Genomic DNA, 17,891 nt, shown 5'->3' on the forward strand with positions numbered 1-17,891 from the left:
AAGCTAATACTTTGCAGGGCAGCGAGCGTCGACAATTCAGTTGGTGGCATAACGCACCGAGAGCCCCCACTCGCGCGGCCGTCCCGGCGTGCCGGTGTCGATTTGATCGGCGGGCAGGAAGAAGCCGTTGATGCGATAGAACTCGTTGAACAGATTGCTGCCGAACAGTGAGACTTCCCAGCGATTGCGCGCGTCCCGATAGGACAGTCGAGCATTGCCGACGCCGTAGGCGCGCTGCCGGGATCGTGTGTTGATATCCGACTGCGTGAACACCCGATCCTGCCAGCCGTAATCGAAGCGCGCGCTCAGGGCGCTGCCGGCCGGCAAGCTCCAGTCATATTGCGCGCCAATCGAATAGGCGAACTCGGGCGCATAGGCGAACTCGGACCCGAGCTCCAGATTCTTCGCGCGCCCCACTTCGGTGAATTCGGTGTGCAGCCAGCTCGCGCCATATTGCAACGTGAGCTGCTTGGTGATGTTCCATGCCCCTTCCAGCTCCAGACCGCGAATGCGTCCCTCGCCGGCATTCGTGGTGACGGGAAATCCAGGCGCCTCCTGCAACTCCTCCGTGATCTGCACGTCGTCGTATTCCCCATCGAACAACGTGGCATTGAGGCGCAGCCGACGATCGAGCAGATCGGCGCGGATGCCGATCTCGTTCGAGATCAGCGTTTCCGGCCCGAACGGCAGGAATCCGCCATTCGGCAGAAACGGCACGTTGCCGCCGCTGAAACCGCCGGCGCTGAAGCCGGACGCGCGGGTGAAGTACGTCATCAAATCCGGCGACCATCGATACTGAATCGAGATGCGCGGCGACACTTCATCGAACGTCGCGCTTCCAGAATTGTCCTCGAGCTTCGGACCGTTCGGACGCAGCGAGCGCGTCGGCGTACAGCACTCCTCGGCCAGCGGCTGACGCGGGCGATAGTAATTTTGCGTGATGTCATCCTGCGTGTAGCGAGCGCCCACGCTGACGGACAGTTTCCCCGTGAGCCGCGCCGTCCATTCGGCGAAGGCGGCCCAGCCTTCGCTGCGCGCCTCGGTCAATGAATCGATGATCATCGGATCGTACGCCGCGTACTGATCGCCCAACGCCTGACGCGCACTGAGATAGGGGTCGAAGCGCAGCTCGTTCGCGACCCAGTTCTGCCGACGCGACCAGTTGCGGTCCGCGTAGTAGTAGATGCCGCTCGTGCCGGTGAGCCGCTCGCCGTTATAGAGCAGCTGCAATTCCTCGCTGAGCTCCTGACGATCGGCAGCGGAGAACGCTTGATACAAGTGATACGGCGTGCCGTCGAAGTCATGGCCCACATACGAATCGATCTCTCGATAGCCGCTGATCGACTTCGCGTGCAGCCGCTCGTTCACGTCCCAGTTCAGTTCGAGCGTGGCGCCGCTGGACACTAGACTGTTCTGACGAATGGGCCGATTCGCCGCGGACTTCCACTGCTCGGACGCGCCATAAAGCCACGCAGGATCGATGGGCATACCGACGGCCTCGTAGATGCATGTGCTGTTCGGCACCGGCCCGACGAAGTTGCGTGGCAGTTGATCCCCAGGGCACACCGGATTGAGCTGCCAGGTGACGCCGGGCGTGCCATTGCTTTTTTGAACGGCGTACTCGCCGATCAGCAAGGCGTTGAAAGCTTCGTTCGGTCGCCACAGCAAATCCGCGCGCAGCACCCGATCCCGCTGGTCGCCGAAGGAGAAGTCGCCATCGATGCTGTCGACGTAGCCGTCACGATTCAGCGTCGCCGCGGTGAACTTGCTCAGCAGAGTCTCGCTGAGCGGCAAGTCCATATCGACGAGCAGATCCGTTCGATTCGCCGAGCCCGTCGTCGCCTTGATGCGCAGCCCCTGCTCTTCGCGCGGCTTGCGGGTGACGTATTGAATGGCGCCGCCGATGGCGTTCTTACCGAACGTCGTTCCTTGCGGACCGCGCAGCACTTCGAGACGCTCGATCTCCACCACATTCATCAACAATCCGGCCGAGCCGCTGCGAACGACGCCGTCTACATACACGGCAACACCCGGCACACCGCGAACGCGAAATGCGCCACTGGTTCGACCGAAAAAGTTGCCGCCATTCACGGCGACCCCGGGGGCGCGAGCGTTCAGGTCTTCGGTGCTCTGGATGCCGCGCGCTTCGATCTCATCGGCATCGATGGATGTGACCGCCAACGGCACCTGTTGCAGGCTCTCCTGACGCCGGCGAGCTGTCACGATCACTTCCGCAATCGACACGCTGCGCCAGATGTCCTCGGCAACGGGATCGTGCGCGTCTGCCGTCGCGGATACGAGCGTCGGTTGTTCTGCCTTCACCGCTCGCGTGCGCCGGCGAATCGCGACGCTGCCATGACCGTCGACCACGAACTCCAGATCCGTCTGATCGAGCAGTTGAGCGAGCCCTTCTTCGACGGTGTAATAGCCGCGCAGGCCACGTCGCAGATCGGCGCCAATGACGTCCGATGGATACAGCAAATGCTGTTTGGCCTGGCGCGAGAATTCGCGCAAGGCGTCGTCGAGACTTTGCGATGGAATGTCGAAGCGCAGCTTGCCGGCGCTGTCAGGAAACCCAACAGAACTCACAGCCAGCAGCATCACGGCTGCCAGCGCGCGCACGCTCCCTGCGCCGCCGGCCGTCCCGTGACGTGACCGATCGCCTCGACGCAACGTATCCCCCGACGTTAGGGCCGGCGTCTGCGTTGCTTATGCAAAGTCGCGTGCAATCGTCAGCGGCGGCTCGAGCCACAACATACACTCATTAATCGGGCAACAGAACCCTCCAAACCCTGCACCGTTGCTGGACCGATCAAGTCTCGCCGCAAGCCGTCGGCCGCCACTTCGAGCCGTCCGGCTCCTTGCGGAACTGCGTGCTCCAGATCAGCGGCTCGCGCAGGAACTGCGGATCGTCGATCTGCGTCGTGACCACGATCCACGGCGTGCCGTTGAGCTCGAAGCGATCGAAGAACTCGGTCATGACCGCCTGCTCGCTATAGGGCATGCCGTTCTTCTGCAAATAGCCGGGCTTCATTTGCTTCGTCATCACGCGCAATGCCGGCCGCCCCGTCCGGGCGGGGGCCGCGAACTGTCGGAGATGAACCGCTTCGTTCCAGCTGCCGACCGACTGCCCCTGCCAGGTCAACTCCGCGCTGGGCGGCGCGGCCGGCTTGAACGGAATCGTTCGGGTCTGCGTGCCCGCCGAGAAATCGATCTGCAGCGTGTCGTCATTCTGCCAAGAGATGTGCAAGCGACCCGGCGAGCGGATGTTGGCGGCAGCGCCGTGCGGCCGACATTCCTGCCCGGCTGCTTTGTCGGCCGCGAGATCGAACGAAGCCGCGGCCTTACGAGCCGCCTCGTTGACGGGCAAGCTGCCGATGAAGTTCTTCGGCGGCATGGTCATGCGCTCCAGCCAATCCTCGGTCACCACGGAAACCCAATAACCGGTGAGATCGAACGGCGCCGCCTCACGTGCGGACTTCGGTGGCGCGGGCTGACCCGGCGCACCTGCCGCCCCCGATCCTCGGTTTCGATTCTGCGAGAACGCATCGCCAGTCGGCATCGCCAACGCCAGCGACAGCACGCCCATGACCATCCAACCAGTGCCGCGAATCGGCATCGAGCTCATAGCAATCTCCGTAGTCATGTCAGGGCGACGCGGTCGCGTGATCGGGGCTGGATTTGTCCACCGTCGCACTCAGCTCGCGATACACGGCTTCGACGAACTGGTTGGTGGTCCAGCCGCGCGGGGCGGTGCCATAGATGCCGTCGTAATCGAGCGTGGGCCGCGCGGCCTTCACCTGATCGAGCGTCATGCCGCGTTTGACCAGGTCGGCGATGCGGTCACGGACGATCGTGAGCATGTCGCGATAGATGACCACGCTGTACTCATCGGCGATCGCGCCGTAGGCGGGCACGACCAACGTGCCGCCTTGCGCGTTCATCACCGGCACCGCGAGATCGATGATGCGATTCAATGCGTCGATCGTGCCCTGCAGGCTGCCGCCCCGCTCCTCCGGCTTGATGACGGGATAGCTGTCGGGGGTGAAGATCTCGCCCGCAACGACCACATCGGAGCCGCGGAAGAACACGACGCTGTCGCCATCGGTCGCGGCCGCGGGGTGATGAATCAGAATCACCGGCTCGCCGTTCATGTGCAGGTCCATGGTGCCGGTGTAATAAACATCGGTCGGCCACGCTTCTTCGGGGCTGGTCGTGGTGCCGAGCACGCCGCTCATGCGATTGAGCACGCCTTCGTGTCCCTTGATCGAGGCCACATTGATCTCGCCGCGATCGCCAATGAACTTGCCGACCTTCGTGACCGGCACATTGCCGCCGGTGTGATCCGGCAGCGAGCTGGTGTTCAAGATGATCCGGATCGGCTCCGGCGTCACTTTGCGGATCGCCGCGATCAGCTTCGCACTGGTCGCAGGCGTTTGCGTATCGACGACGACCACACCGTCGGGCCCGATCTGAAACACCGAGTGCGCGCCGCCGCCGGCCGCACCGATCAGATACACGTTGCCTTTCACATGCATCACGTCGAGCTCGCCGGCGAATTCCGCGGGCTGCGCGCTCTTCGCGTTCTTCGTCGCGCGCGCCTTCTGCGCGTGTGCAGGCGATCCAAACAAACCAACCGACAACATCACCGTCGCGGCCAGGCGGCACAGTCCGACCGCCGATGCGGGCTTAGTGTTACAACTCACAATGCGCTCCGTGGTCTAGTCGCGGTCAGAAAGGGCTCGCCGGCTCGCCCCACTGGGGCAGCTGCGCCGGCAACAGTTTCTTCAGCTCCAGCTGATATTCCGGATACAGCTGGTTCGCGCCGCCGTTGGTGACCTGCGTCGGGAAGCCGGTCTTGTCGCTGAACTCCTTGAGCATGGGATTCATGCCGGGAGGCAGCCAGTGCGCAACGAAGCCTTGCGGACGCTCCACTTCCACACGCGCGGCGCAGGTGTATGGATTGATCCACAAGCCTGGCGCGAGCACCCAATTCCAACTGCGCACGTAGGGTTCGGTGAGATACACCGGATCTTCGACGGCGCTGACCCACGTCAGCACGTTGTCGTGGCGGATCAGAAACTCGGTGAGTTTTCCGTTCGCACTGCGCGGAATGCCGTTGCGGCGAATCCAGCCTTCCTTCAAGTGGGTCGTCTTCACGACGAGCGTATCGCCGTCCCACACCCCGGTGGAGAAACCCTCCCAGGTATGCGGCGCGTTCGGCGACGGATGCGGACGGCCATCGAGCCAGATGGTGCGCACCGGGTTCATCCAGCCCAGCATGATGTGATAGGCGACGACCTTGAATGAGTTCGGATCGGTCGTGGTCCAGATGCGGATGTGCGCCGGGCCGTGCGGACCGTAGTCCGCGGGATGGGGCGCGCATTGATGTTCGGGCACCGACCATTTGTTCGCGTCCCAGGTCTGGGCGCGCAACAACGCCGCATCGTTGATCGGCAAAGCGGTGAAGTCGCCGATGTCCGGGCCGCCGCCGCGGTCGAGCCGGTCCTCGTGCATCTTCTGACCCCAGGCTCCGGTGAGGTCGAGCTCCGCCGACGCCGGCCCGGCGATCAACGCCAGCGCCAGCAGTCCCCCCGCGATTCTTCTCTGCATAGGATCAGCATCCCAGTGTCGTCGTGTCTTGCGGTTGAAACGCAGGCGGCGGCGCGCTGTCGACATTTAATGTCCGCGCCAAAAATGTCTAAAAGAGTCTTGCGCAACGTTAGATGCGTTGAGAGAACGACAAACTCGCCCCCATGATCTTGCCCGAAGACATCCAGCAGCTGGCCGAGCGCTTTCGCGCCACTGGCCTCCTTGGCAAACCCGGCATGCTCAGCCGGCTGTTCGATTATCTGCTCGAGCGCTCCATCGCCGGCACCCCGCCGAAGGAAATCGAGATCGCCATCGATGTGTTCGGCAAGGACGAATCGTTCGCCGTCGCCCAGGACTCGACCGTTCGGGTGTACGTCCACAAGTTACGGCGCAAGCTCGAAGAGTTTCATGCGCAGGCCGGACGCGACGACGTAGCGCGTTTGGTGCTGCCCAAGGGTGAATATCGGATCGTCATTGAAGGCGTCGACGCGCCGGCGGCAAAGATCACGGACCAACCGACGCCACCACGCGTTGAGCAACGCAGCCGGTTCCGTGTGCGAAGCGCACTGGCTGCCGCGGCGGGATGTTTCTTACTGTTGTGTGCAGGTCTGCTCGGCTTCAACTTGCGCCCGGGCGCGCCTGCCAGCGAGCTGGACACTGTTCGTGGCAATCCCGTCTGGGCCAAGCTGCTGGATGACGACCGGCCCATTGTCGTGGTCGTCGGCGACTACTACATCTTCGGCGAGACCGATCCCCGCTCCGGGGCGGTGAAGCGCATGGTGCGCGAGTTCTCGATCAACTCGGCCCGCGAGCTCGAAGAACAACTGCAATCCGATCCGCGGCTGAACGGCCGCTACGAAGATCTGGAACTCGCTTATCTGCCGACCTCAACGGCATTCGCGATGCGTGACGTGCTCACGACGCTGGCCGCTCCCGGTCAGCCGCAACACCGCGTGCAGGTCGTGCTCGCGTCCGAGCTCACGACCGACATGCTGCGGACGGCACACGTCATTTATATCGGTTACATCAGCGGCATGCGTCAGCTGCAAGAGCTGGCGTTCCAGCACTCCCGCCTGAGCGTGGGCGCGTCCTTCGACGAGCTCATCGACAAACGCACCGGCCAGCGCTACGTCAGCCAGGCCGGGCAATTGCCAGAAGCGGGCACGATGTATCGTGACTATGGCTTCTTCGCCAGCTTTCCCGGCCCGACCGGCAATCGCTTCGTGATCATCGCCGGAACGCGCGATGTCGCCGTGATGGAAACAGCGCAAGCACTCACGCGCGCGTGGCCGCTCGCCGAGCTCGCCCGCTCGACGCAAGGCGAATCGTTCGAAGCGTTGTATGAAGTCGCGGGGCTGAACCGCTCCAATCTCAGCGGCCGATTACTTTTCAGCGCCGCGCTCGGCAGCACGGAGCGCCATCCCTCGAACACTCCAGCTGCGACCGAAAGCAACTTCTTCCTGGCGGATCTCAATGATGATCGCAGTCATTGAAGCACCCAAGGGCTCAACTGGCTCTACGCCGGCGCACCATGTCCGCACCTTGCTGCACATCGAGCGCCACACGGCGAGCCTGCCGTCGCTGAACTATGCGCGCTCGCCGGCGCTGCGCGTGCGCGCGCGCCTGTCCATATACCGAGCATTTGTTGGTGATATCAGTGCTGCTGTCTCGGACCGGACCGCGGCACCCCGTTGAGGAAGCGCTCTTGCCGTCACTGACGAATTTCTGCACCTGGCTCGGCGACACGCCGGTCAGCCATTTGTTTCAGGAAGTGTTGTGGATCGTGCCTGCGGCGCAGAGCATTCACATCCTGGCGATTGCCATCGCCATGTCGGCATTGCTCATGATCCATCTGCGATCGATCGGCGTACTGGCCCGCGATCAAACCCGCGTCGATATCGCCGACCGATTTCTGCCAGCGCTATGGCTCGCCCTGCCCGTGCTGCTCGCCACCGGCGCCGTGCTGATCATCGCCGAGCCGGCGCGCTCGCTGCGCAATCCGGCGTTCTATTGGAAGATGGGGCTGCTGCTCACCGGTATCGTCATCACCTTGGCTTACGCCCGTCCCCTGCGACGCGATCCATCCTGGTGGGATGACCTCGCTCGGCGACGCCAGCTCTCGACAGGCATCGCCATCGCCTCCCTCATCATCTGGGTCGCCATCGTGTTCTGCGGTCGTTGGATCGCTTACGTCGAGCCCTTCTGACCGGACCGCACCCATGCTCGAAGACACACTCATGATGATCGAAAACACGCGGCTGGCCACGGCGATCCGCGAGGAAGGCGTGCTGTTTCCCTGGATCGAATCGATTCACGTGCTCGCGCTGGTGCTGGTCGTCGGCTTCATCCTGATCGTCGATCTGCGACTGATCGGGCTCGCCTCGAAGAAGCGCGGCGTCGCGCAACTCGCCAGCAATGCGCTGCCGATGACCTGGGGCGCGTTCATCGTCGCCGTGATATCAGGCGCGCTGCTGTTCATCTCGAACGCGGTCTCCTATTGGGACAACGTGTTCTTCCAGATCAAGCTGGTGCTGATCCTGCTCGCCGGCGTGAACATGTTCGCGTTCCATCACCTCATCGCCCACGATATGTCCGAATGGCAAACGCCTGACACCACGCCGGCACTCGCCAAAGCCGCCGGCGGCATGTCGATGCTGTTATGGATCGGCGTCGTGATCTGCGGCCGCTGGATCGGCTTCGTCTAGCCCGCCCGCCCCGGCAGATCTTCCCGCCCGGGCTTTCATAAGCAGAAGCGTTGCCCGGCATACGCGATTTTTATCCCATGAAACAATAACTTGATGTCGAGGTTTCATCTGCCAAATTGTTGACAATTTCATCGGCACTTCCTAGTCTGCCGGGCACACCATAAACAGTCCGGCACGAGCCGGGCATGACTCGGTCAGCAAGGGGGGATCCATGCGACGACGTCCAGCTTTATTCGGCGCCTGTGCACTGGTCGCGGTGACAACCGCAGCGGCACAGGAGGCGGACACCGAACAGGTCGTGGAGCAGGTGGTCGTGACGGGCACGAGCATTCGTGGCGTGGCGAGTGCCGGCGCACCGGTAATCGCGATGGATCGCGAAGAGCTCGTCGCCACGGGCCTCGCAACCAGCAGCGATCTCGCCCGCGCCCTTCCCCAGGTGCTGAATCTCGGCGCCGATGAAAGCCGACTCGGCGGTGCGCAGGACGGCGCTGCGAATGCCACGCGGGTCTCGGGCATCAATCTGCGCGGCATCGGCAACGAAGCGACGCTGCTCCTCATCAACGGCCGGCGTCTCGCGCCCGCCGGCGTCATCAAGTCGCTCTACGATCCCAACGTCATCGCATCGGCCGCAATCGAGCGTTTGGAAGTCGTGGTCGACGGCGCCTCGGCCATCTACGGCTCCGACGCCGTCGCCGGCGTCGTCAACATCATCACTCGCAACGACTTCGAGGGCGCCGAAACGATGGCCCGCTACGGCGTCGCCGATGGCACCAGTCAGAAGATCATCAGCCAGAACTTCGGCTTCACCTGGGACACGGGCAGCGTGTTCGCGGCGTACGAGCACAACGAGCGTGACAATCTGTCGGGCGCCGATCGCGACTTCGCATCCAACGATCGTCGCGCACGTGGCGGCTCGGACGCACGGCCGGGCCTCGCCTCACCAGGCAATATCGTGATCGGCACGACCCGTTACCCGCTGCCGGCCGGCCCGGGCACCGGCCTCGATCCGGCGCAACTGACCGCAGGCGCGCCGAACCGATTCGACGAAGGCTCGTTCGCCGATCTGCTGCCGAATCAGGAACGCGACAGCTTCTTCCTGGATGCGCGTCAGGCATTCGGCAGGCTGGACGTCTGGTATCAAGGCTGGCTCTCCGAGCGCGAGTTCGATGAGCGCGTCGCGCCCGCCTCGGGACAGTTGCGTGTGCCGAACACGAATGCGTTCTTCGTCGCTCCCGCGGGCATCGCCCCGCCGGCGTTCGTCAACGTCGAGTATCGCTTCCTCGCCGAAGATGCCGATCCCCGTCTGTCGGGTTACGAGAATGCCCAGCAGAACGCAATCGGCGCGGGCTACGATCTGGGCGCCGACTGGCGCATCGAAGGCTACGCGAATCTCAGCAAGAATCGCGGCTTCCAGCGTCGTGGCGCGATCACCAACGGTGCCGCCTTGACCGCAGCGTTGGCGAGCAACAACCCGGCGACCGCGTTCAATCCCTTTGGCGACGGCACATTCAACGTCACCAACAATCCGGCGCTGGTCGATCTGATCATTGCCAATCGCGACACTCACGCCACGAGCGAAGCACGCGATCTGGCGTTGAAGGCCGATGGTCCATTGTTCTCGCTGCCAGGCGGCGATGTGCGAGTGGCCGTGGGTATGGAGCGGCACGACAACGAGTTCAGTCAGCGGCTCGACGCCAACAACGTGCTCGCGTCCGGCGCAGTCACGACCAAGAACATCCTGAATCGTCGTCACAACACCTCGTTCTTCGGCGAAGTGTTCGTGCCCGTGGTGAGCGAGGAGCAGTCGATTCCGGGCATTCACAGCTTGAGCGTGTCGGTGGCGGGGCGTCGCGAGGAGTATTCCGACTTCGGCTCGACCACCGATCCGAAGGTTGGCGTGATCTGGCGACCCATTTCGTCCCTGACGGCACGAGCCACTTACGGCACATCGTTCCGCGCGCCATCGCTCGTCGACACCAGCGAGCAGATCCACAACATTTTCATTCAGACGCTGACCGATCCCGCCAGCGGCACTGGTGTCACTCGCGGCATCTATCACAACGGCGGACGCGCTTCGTTGAAACCCGAAGAAGCGACGACCTGGTCCGTGGGTCTGGACTGGGCTCCGATGGGCGCGCTACAGGGCCTCACGGCATCGCTCACCTACTACGACGTGGACTACACCGACCGCATCGACGTCGTGCTGAACACGGCGCTCACGAATGCGTCGGTGTACGGTCCCTATGTCATTCGCCGGCCACCCGCGAGCGATGCCACGGCCACCGCCGCCTTCAATGCGCTGGTGCAGTCCTTCCTGAGCAATCCGGACCTGCAGAGCCCGGCCGAACCCGTTTCCAATATCAATGCCATCATCGACGGCCGCCGCGCGAATCTCGGCAGCATGAAGCAGCAAGGCATCGATCTGAACCTCGGCTACAGCTTCAACACCTCGTTCGGCGACTGGCGCATGGGCTTCGATGCCGCGAAGATCCTCGACCTGACTCGTTCCATCGCGCCGGGCCTGCCCTACGTCGATGTGCTCGACACGTACAGCAATCCCGTCGACCTGCGAGCACGCGCATCGGTAGGCTGGCGATTGAATGGCTGGTCGGCGAACGCGTATCTCAACTACGTCGACAGCTATCGCAACACGGCGATCACGCCCAATGTCGAGGTCGACAGCTACAAGACCGTCGATGCCTCGATCGTCTATGACTTCGGCGAGGAACGCGGCGCGCTCAGCGGCGTGAGCCTGTCGGTCAACGGCCAGAACCTGCTCGATGAGGATCCGCCGGTGGTGTTGAACGGCATCGTGTCGTGGGACAACCAGAACGTCTCGCCGCTCGGCCGGTTTGTTTCCTTCGTGCTCACAAAGCGCTGGTGATCATGCGAGCGACCCAGTCAACGTTTCGAGTCATCTGGGCAGCGGGCGTATTGCTGCTGCCCTTTCATCCGCTTCACGCGAGCGAGGCCAAGGAGTCGCGGCCCGGTGTTTATCGCGGCTATTCGGAAGCTCGTTTCAACGAATGGCAGAAGACGTCTCAGTACGTCGCGATGTCGGATGGCGTGAAGCTCGCTGTCGATATCTATCGTCCGGCCGTGAATGGCCGTGCGGTCGATGAGAAGTTTCCGGTCGTCTGGATTCACACGCCGTATCGACGCGCCTACACCGACTCCAAGGGCACTCTGGTCAATCCTCTCGAGCGCTTGAACCTCATGCCGTTGCTGAACCACGGCTATGTGGTCGCGGCCGTCGATACTCGCGGACGGGGCGCGTCCTTCGGTGCTCGTCGCGGATTCCAGGATCGCAGCGAAGCTCGCGATGCTTACGAGATGACCGAATGGTTTGCCTCGCAGCCGTGGAGCACGGGTGCGATCGGCGTCGCCGGATGTTCCTATCTAGGCGGCACGACCTGGCACGCAGCCACGATGATGGCGCCGCACTTGAAAGCCATCGCACCGGGCTGCACCGATTTCGACAAGTATGGATTCGTCAGCCGCGGCGGCATCACGGCGCAGTTCAACACTCGCCCGGAGAATCCCGGTCAGGACTACGGACAAGGCGTCGTGCCGGTACAATCCGATGCCGACGGCAAGCAAGCAGCGGCGGCAATCGCCGAGCACACCAAGGGCACGCCGATGGCGGAGCTGTGGGCGGGCATGCGCTATCGCGACGATGTTTCGCCGCTGCTCAACGTGCCGTTCTGGCGCGAATCCAGCGTCGCCACCTACGCCAAAGAGATCGAGCGCTCCGGCGTTGGCATCTTCATCTGGGGCAATTGGCTGGACGAAGGCAGCTTCGAAGCGACGCTCGCCTATAACAATCTCAACAACCCGCGCAAACTGTGGATGGGTGAATGGGGCCATTGCGAGGTCGGCGACTTTCCCATGGCGACCGAGTTCCTGCGCTTCTTCGATCATTTCCTGAAGAAGGTCGATAACGGCTGGCAGCGCGAGGCGCCGATCTATTACCGAACCGTCAATGCACCCAGGGGCAAGGAATGGAGCAGCACGGATAGGTGGCCCCTGGCGAACGCGCGTAACCAAACATTGCACTTCGGCGGCGCGGCGTCGCCTGGCGTGGCGGGTCAGCTGACGGGTAAGCTCGACAGCACCGCGACCGCCGCAGACAAGTTCGTGGTCAACTACGATCCCAAGTGCACCGGCAAGCCCGACCTGTACTTCCTGATGTGGCCTTGTGGCGTCGATAACCATGGCTTGGGCTACACAACGCCGCCACTCACCGCCGACGCGCACATCGCCGGTCATCCCATCGTCGACCTGTGGCTCTCATCGACCACCAATGACGCCGACGTTTTCGTCTATCTGGAAGATGTGGCGCCGGACGGCACGGCGTCCATCGTGACTCATGGGCGCCTGCGAGCCTCCCATCGCGGCGAGCAGCCCGCGCCCTATCGCAACTTCATGGGTCTGCCCTATCACCGCGGCGAACGAGGCGATGCCGAGCCTCTGGTTCCCGGCAAGCCTGCGCGGCTACGATTGGATCTGTTGCCGACCTCCACGTTCATCAAGGCTGGCCATCGCGTGCGCTTGACGGTCGCGGGCGCGGATCCGCGTCAGCGTTCACGCAATGTGCAGTTCGATCCAGCGCCGACGCTCACGATCCATCACGACCGGGAGCATGCGTCACAGCTGACGCTGCCCATCGTCGGTGCATTCACTGCCGAGGTGCGCGGCGAGTGAGGCTACTTGAGGTCCAGGTCCATCGCGGCCAACGTTTCCAGACCCTCGGCGATATGCTCGCGCATCAGCCGCTCCGCATCCTTGGCCCGGCCATGGGCGATGGCGTCGGTGATCTTGCGATGACCGGCGTTGGCGTTGTCGATGCGCCGGGCGCTGTAGAAGGTCGTGATCAACAGCCGATAGATGGGAATGCGCAGCCGCTCCAGAAACATGCGGATGAACTCGTTGCCCGAGCCTTCGATGATCAGCTGATGCCACTCGTCGTTGAGGCGCGCGAAGCGCTCGTGATCGATGGTGTGCTCGATTTCGTTCAACTCGGACTGGATCTTCTGCAGCTTCCGCTTCAGCTCCGGCTTGTCCGCCGCCGCGAAGTCCGCCGCCGCCATGCCTTCGAGCGCCATGCGCGCCCGATACATCTGACGCAGGTCGTCGTGCGTGAAGCGCTTCACTGACGCGCCCCGGAATTCTTCGATGGTCACCAGCCCTTCGCTCGACAACCGTTGCAATGCCTCTCGCACGCGAGTACGCGTTGCGGTCGGCTGCTCGCGCATGATGTCTGCCTCGACCAGACGCTGGCCCGGCACGAAGGTGCCCCGGCGAATCCGTTCGCGAATCCACTCCACGATGTCGCTCACGCTCAGCGGCTCGGTCCGTGCAGCGGCGCGTGCTTTGGTCACAGTGCGATTGTCAGTCTTGGCTGGCATGCGGGCTCATGGCCGCGACGGCGCGGCATCAATCCTGGTGACCGCGACGGCGGTCCTGGCGACAATATGATCGATGTTTTGGTCAACAATCAACCGGGACTGATCGCGTCATGGAGCTGATCTTCACCGGCGATCTGATTCTCGATGAGCCCCAGCCCGATCACTGGCTGGGAGGCATTGCGCCAGCGCTGCGCAGCGCGGATCTGACCATCGGGCATCTGGAAGTCCCGCATACAACTCACATCGCTGCGAGCCGCGACGATGTGCCCGCCCCCGGCGCCGATCCGACTCATCTTCCGGCACTGGCGCGAGCAGGAGTCGGGATCGTGACGCTGGCCGGTAATCACATCGCAGATCTGGGTGAAATCGGCATTGCCGATACGATTCGCGGTCTGGCCCACGCGGACATTGCGTACACCGGCGCCGGCGCAAACCTCATTGAGGCTCGCAAACCTGCGATCGCTTATCGCGGCGGCAAACGCATCGCGGTCCTGAGTTACAACTGTGTCGGCCCGGAGAGCGGGTGGGCCGGCCCCTCTCATGCCGGCTGTTCATACATTCGGGTCGAGCCCGCCGATGGCGGTCCGATTCGACCGGCAGCGGCGCTCGAGCGTATCGACCCGGCATCGTTCGTCACCCTCGCCGAAGACATCAGGAACGCCAAGGCGCTGGCGGATTTCGTCGTCGTCGCCTTTCACAAAGGCATCGTGCATACACGAGCCAGGCTCGCTCCCTACGAACGTCCCCTCGCCCACGCGGCCGTCGAAGCCGGTTGCGATGTCGTCATCGGTCATCACGCTCACATCGTGCGCGGGATAGAGTTTCATCGCGGCGTGCCCATCTTCCACGGTCTCGGCAACGGATGCGTCGTCACTCGCGCGCTGAGCCCCGATCAAGCCTCGCCAGAGCGTGCTGCCTGGGCTCGCAAACGCAAGGAGTTGTTCGGCTTCGAGCCCGATCCAGCGTATGTGCTCGCACCGTTTCATCCGGAGGCCGTCAACGCGCTGTTGGGTCGGATGCGCATCGACGCGGCGGGCAAGATCCGTGTCGGATTCATTCCCGTGCATGTCGATCCACCGGGCCGGCCGCGCCTTGCGCCAGAGGCCGCTCAGCGCATCGCCGATTACATACAGACCATCGGTATCGAAGCCGGTCTGCCGCCGCTGACCATGCAAATCACAAGTGAGGGCGTGTGGCTGAATTGATCGAACGCGACAACAGCGGCCAGACCCGCGGGCCTTTGTTCTATATCGGCGCCGGTGGCCTGATGCTCGCGATGGCGGTCGAAGCGCTCGCCGTGCTTGGGCGTCATGCGGGCATTCCCTTGCTGGGTGCGCTGGAAATCATCCAGGCGTGCATTCTGCTGATGGCTTCGGCGGCGATGCTTTCGGCGACGTTGAACAAGGGGCATGCGACTGTCACGTTGCTCACAGCTCGTGTCGGCGATCGAACACGCAGCTATCTGCACGCCTTCGCCAATCTGCTGTCGGCGCTGTTCTTCGTTGGGCTGGCGGCGGGCGTGCTGTGGCTCGCGGCCGAATCGTGGCACGACTACGAGCAAAGCGAGCTGCTGCATATTCCTTTCCGTCCGCTTCGCATCGTGTCGCTGGTCGCGGCCATCGCCATCGTACTGGTGTTCCTGCGCGATATGTGGCGCTCGCTTCGGGTGCGTGCATGAACGGCCTCCTCGGCGTCATCGCCCTGCTGGTCCTGCTGACGCTCGGAGTTCCTATCGGCATCTCGATGGGCGTGGTCGGCATGGTCGGTCTGATGCTGCTGCTCGGCCCCGAGCCCGCCATCATCAAGTCGGGTGTCGTGCTGTTCGAAACAATCACCCGCTACGAGTTGGGCGTGCTGCCGCTGTTCCTGTTCATGGCCCACCTTTGTTTTGCCGCGGGCGCCAGTCGTGACTTCTTCGAAGCGGCCGCACGAATGGTCGGACACCGTCGCGGAGGTCTCGCCATTGCGTCGGTGGCGGGTTGCGCAGGCTTCGGTGCAATCAGTGGTTCGAGCCTCGCGACCGCGGCCACCATTGGATTGATCGGTCTGCCCGAGATGCGCAAACGCGGTTACTCCGATGCGCTCGCGACCGGATCGATCGCTGCCGGCGGCACGCTCGGTTCGATCATTCCTCCGTCGGGCGCCTTGATCGTGTTCGGCATTCTCGCCGAGCAGTCCATTGGAAAGCTGTTCACGGCCGCCATCATTCCCGGCCTGTCGCAGGCGCTGTTCTACATCATCACCATTGTGTTGCTGTGTCGGTGGCGGCCGTCGATTGGACCTGCCACGGCCCGCGCTCCGTGGACTGAGCGGCGTGCGGCGCTGTTCCGCATCCTCGATCTCGGCGCGTTGATTTTGGTCGTGCTCGGCGGCATTGCTTTTGGTTGGTTCACGCCGACCGAAGCGGCCTCCGTAGGCGCGACGGGTGCGTTGCTTCTCTGCGCCTGGCGTCGCAAGTTGAATCGCGACTCGTTGCGCGAGGCGCTGGCGCAGACGCTGCGCACGACGGGAATGATCTATGTCGTCATCATCGGCGCGCTGATCTTCGCCGTGTTCATGAGCTACACCGGTCTTGCCGAACAGGTCGCCGATTTCATGGAAGGACTACCCGGCGGCACGCTGACGGCCATCATCATCATGACCGTTTTGCTATTGCTGCTTGGCTCGGTGCTCGACGGTCTGGCGCTGATGCTGCTGACCACGCCCATCCTGCTGCCCATCGTGACCGATCTCGGCCTGTCGCCGATCTGGTTTGGCATCTACCTGGTGCGCACGATGGAGATCGGTTTCGTCCATCCGCCGATCGGCATCAACCTGTATGTGATTCAAGGCATCGCCAAGGACGTGCCGCTGATCCGCATTTTCAAGGGCGTCGTGCCGTTCCTGGCGGCCGACTTGTTACATCTGTCGCTGTTGATCGCCTTGCCGGCGATGGCGTTGGCGCTGCCAGGGTGGTTGAACCAATGAGTTTGTTGACGTTGTTGAATCGCAGCTCAGGCGATCCCATGCAGGCGGCACGGTCGCAGCGCGCGATTGGCTATTTGGGGTGGGATGTTCCGGTCGAACTGATTCTTGCCGCCGGCGCGGTGCCAGTGCAGTTGAGTGCGCTTCCGCACTCGGGCGACACGACATTGGCTGATCGCTTTCTCGAGAGCAGCTTTTCCGCGCAGAGCCGTGTGATGGCGGATCGGTGGCTTGCGGGAGATCTGGATTGCCTGGACGCCGTGATCTTCTCCCGGAGCGATGACAACGCTCAAAGGTTGTACTACTACCTTTGTGAGCTGCAGCGCATGGGTGAGTGCAAAGGGCCACGGCCTCTGCTCTACGACCTCGCTCGAATTCATCGTGGATCGAGTGTGGCGCACACGATTGAGTCCACGCAGGCGTTGGCGTCTGCTGTGGGTGTGGATGAGTCGAGGCTGAGCGCGGCGATCGAGCAGGTTGTTGCTCGACAGGTGCTACTGAGTCAGCTTGCGCAGCTGCGAACCGCAGACGATGTGCCGCTGGGATCTGTGGCATATCGAATCGTGCGGGGTGCGCGTACAGATTGGTCTGAAGAGTTCGATCGATCGATGCGGGAGTGGCTTGCAAGCCCCGCGACTGTCGGGCCGTCCAAGCGAGTGTTGCTGGTCGGCAGCGTGCCGTTCGACGATCACGTCCACGCAGCGATTGAAGTGGCTGGCACCGTCGTCGTTGGCGAGATCAATGACGCCTGCTCGGTAGCCTCCCTCTCCTTGCACGCCAATCAAGGCAATGGCTCACCGTCGAGACTCTCTGCCGGGAGCGCGCCGACCGGCAGCTTGGCCCCTGGCCGGGATTCGTCATCGCCGCTCGAACTCATTGCACGCCGCTGCTACGAGCAAACAAACGCGATCAGCACGCTGCTGCAATCCCCGGCCGACATCGTCCAAACCGCCCGAGCCCTGCGGGCTGACGGCGTCATCGTTTGGATGCTCGCCACCGACACCGGCTTGGCCTGGGAAGCACCTCGCATTGAGCGCGCGCTGCGTGAGGCGTCGTTACCGACGCTCATGCTGACCTCGCAGCCTGAGACGCTCAGCGCTGAAGCGCTCACTGAGATCGCGCAGTTCCGTCGCACGCTGGAGGCTCGATGAGATCGCAGCACGAACACCGCAAATCCAGCGACGCCGCAAATATGCGCAAGGCGGGCGCATTGGCTCATTTC

General features: G+C 63.1%; 15 protein-coding genes. 10 read left to right on the forward strand and 5 right to left on the reverse strand.

Annotation, left to right across the window (positions count from 1 at the left end; genetic code table 11):
• Positions 1-36 precede the first annotated feature (36 nt).
• The 4 genes from GYH35_RS01250 to GYH35_RS01265 all read right to left on the reverse strand — a co-directional run bounded on the left by GYH35_RS01250 (position 37) and on the right by GYH35_RS01265 (position 5,613).
• Positions 37-2,622 (reverse strand): TonB-dependent receptor domain-containing protein, encoded by a 2,586-nt coding sequence (locus GYH35_RS01250; protein ID WP_161827463.1) that lies wholly within the window; start codon positions 2,620-2,622, stop codon positions 37-39.
• A gap of 190 nt (positions 2,623-2,812) precedes the next feature.
• Positions 2,813-3,628: a hypothetical protein gene (locus tag GYH35_RS01255; RefSeq protein WP_161827464.1), complete on the reverse strand. Its 816-nt coding sequence runs from the start codon at positions 3,626-3,628 to the stop codon at positions 2,813-2,815.
• Positions 3,629-3,647: 19 nt separating this feature from the next.
• Positions 3,648-4,706, reverse strand: coding sequence for an MBL fold metallo-hydrolase (locus GYH35_RS01260; protein WP_161813967.1), 1,059 nt, complete (start codon positions 4,704-4,706; stop codon positions 3,648-3,650).
• 25 nt (positions 4,707-4,731) lie between these two features.
• On the reverse strand, positions 4,732-5,613 hold the full coding sequence (locus tag GYH35_RS01265; RefSeq protein WP_161813966.1) for a hypothetical protein: 882 nt from the start codon (positions 5,611-5,613) through the stop codon (positions 4,732-4,734).
• Positions 5,614-5,756: 143 nt separating this feature from the next.
• On the opposite strand from GYH35_RS01265, the gene GYH35_RS01270 reads away from it, so the two are divergent.
• The 6 genes from GYH35_RS01270 to GYH35_RS01295 all read left to right on the forward strand — a co-directional run bounded on the left by GYH35_RS01270 (position 5,757) and on the right by GYH35_RS01295 (position 13,001).
• Positions 5,757-7,085, forward strand: coding sequence for a helix-turn-helix domain-containing protein (locus GYH35_RS01270; protein ID WP_161813965.1), 1,329 nt, complete (start codon positions 5,757-5,759; stop codon positions 7,083-7,085).
• On the forward strand, positions 7,066-7,287 hold the full coding sequence (locus GYH35_RS01275) for a hypothetical protein (protein WP_161827465.1): 222 nt from the start codon (positions 7,066-7,068) through the stop codon (positions 7,285-7,287). Before GYH35_RS01270 ends, GYH35_RS01275 begins: the two co-directional genes overlap by 20 nt.
• A gap of 10 nt (positions 7,288-7,297) precedes the next feature.
• Positions 7,298-7,798 carry a DUF6644 family protein gene (locus GYH35_RS01280; protein ID WP_161813963.1) on the forward strand — a complete coding sequence of 167 codons (501 nt, stop codon included), beginning with the start codon at positions 7,298-7,300 and terminating at the stop codon, positions 7,796-7,798.
• A gap of 13 nt (positions 7,799-7,811) precedes the next feature.
• Positions 7,812-8,297 carry a DUF6644 family protein gene (locus GYH35_RS01285; protein WP_161813962.1) on the forward strand — a complete coding sequence of 162 codons (486 nt, stop codon included), beginning with the start codon at positions 7,812-7,814 and terminating at the stop codon, positions 8,295-8,297.
• Between the two features lie 211 nt (positions 8,298-8,508).
• Positions 8,509-11,181, forward strand: coding sequence for a TonB-dependent receptor domain-containing protein (locus tag GYH35_RS01290; RefSeq protein ID WP_161827466.1), 2,673 nt, complete (start codon positions 8,509-8,511; stop codon positions 11,179-11,181).
• Positions 11,182-11,183: 2 nt separating this feature from the next.
• Complete coding sequence (locus GYH35_RS01295; RefSeq protein WP_161827467.1) at positions 11,184-13,001, forward strand: CocE/NonD family hydrolase; 1,818 nt, start codon at positions 11,184-11,186, stop codon at positions 12,999-13,001.
• A gap of 2 nt (positions 13,002-13,003) precedes the next feature.
• Here the strand turns inward: GYH35_RS01295 and GYH35_RS01300 are convergent, their stop codons facing one another.
• The gene (locus GYH35_RS01300) at positions 13,004-13,705 is read right to left on the reverse strand and encodes a GntR family transcriptional regulator (protein ID WP_161813959.1); all 702 of its coding nucleotides are present in this window, start codon (positions 13,703-13,705) and stop codon (positions 13,004-13,006) included.
• A 110-nt stretch (positions 13,706-13,815) separates the two neighbouring features.
• On the opposite strand from GYH35_RS01300, the gene GYH35_RS01305 reads away from it, so the two are divergent.
• Genes GYH35_RS01305 through GYH35_RS01320 form a run of 4 tightly spaced genes read left to right on the forward strand, consistent with a single transcriptional unit; the run spans position 13,816 to position 17,820 of the window.
• Positions 13,816-14,910 (forward strand): CapA family protein, encoded by a 1,095-nt coding sequence (locus GYH35_RS01305; RefSeq protein WP_161827468.1) that lies wholly within the window; start codon positions 13,816-13,818, stop codon positions 14,908-14,910.
• Positions 14,898-15,383 (forward strand): TRAP transporter small permease, encoded by a 486-nt coding sequence (locus tag GYH35_RS01310; protein WP_161827469.1) that lies wholly within the window; start codon positions 14,898-14,900, stop codon positions 15,381-15,383. Before GYH35_RS01305 ends, GYH35_RS01310 begins: the two co-directional genes overlap by 13 nt.
• On the forward strand, positions 15,380-16,672 hold the full coding sequence (locus GYH35_RS01315; protein WP_161813956.1) for a TRAP transporter large permease: 1,293 nt from the start codon (positions 15,380-15,382) through the stop codon (positions 16,670-16,672). The genes GYH35_RS01310 and GYH35_RS01315 overlap by 4 nt, the downstream gene beginning before the upstream one ends.
• On the forward strand, positions 16,669-17,820 hold the full coding sequence (locus tag GYH35_RS01320; RefSeq protein WP_161827470.1) for a 2-hydroxyacyl-CoA dehydratase family protein: 1,152 nt from the start codon (positions 16,669-16,671) through the stop codon (positions 17,818-17,820). Before GYH35_RS01315 ends, GYH35_RS01320 begins: the two co-directional genes overlap by 4 nt.
• Positions 17,821-17,891 lie beyond the last annotated feature (71 nt).

It is taken from the genome of Steroidobacter agaridevorans, assembly GCF_009932555.1.
Lineage (GTDB): Bacteria > Pseudomonadota > Gammaproteobacteria > Steroidobacterales > Steroidobacteraceae > Steroidobacter > Steroidobacter agaridevorans.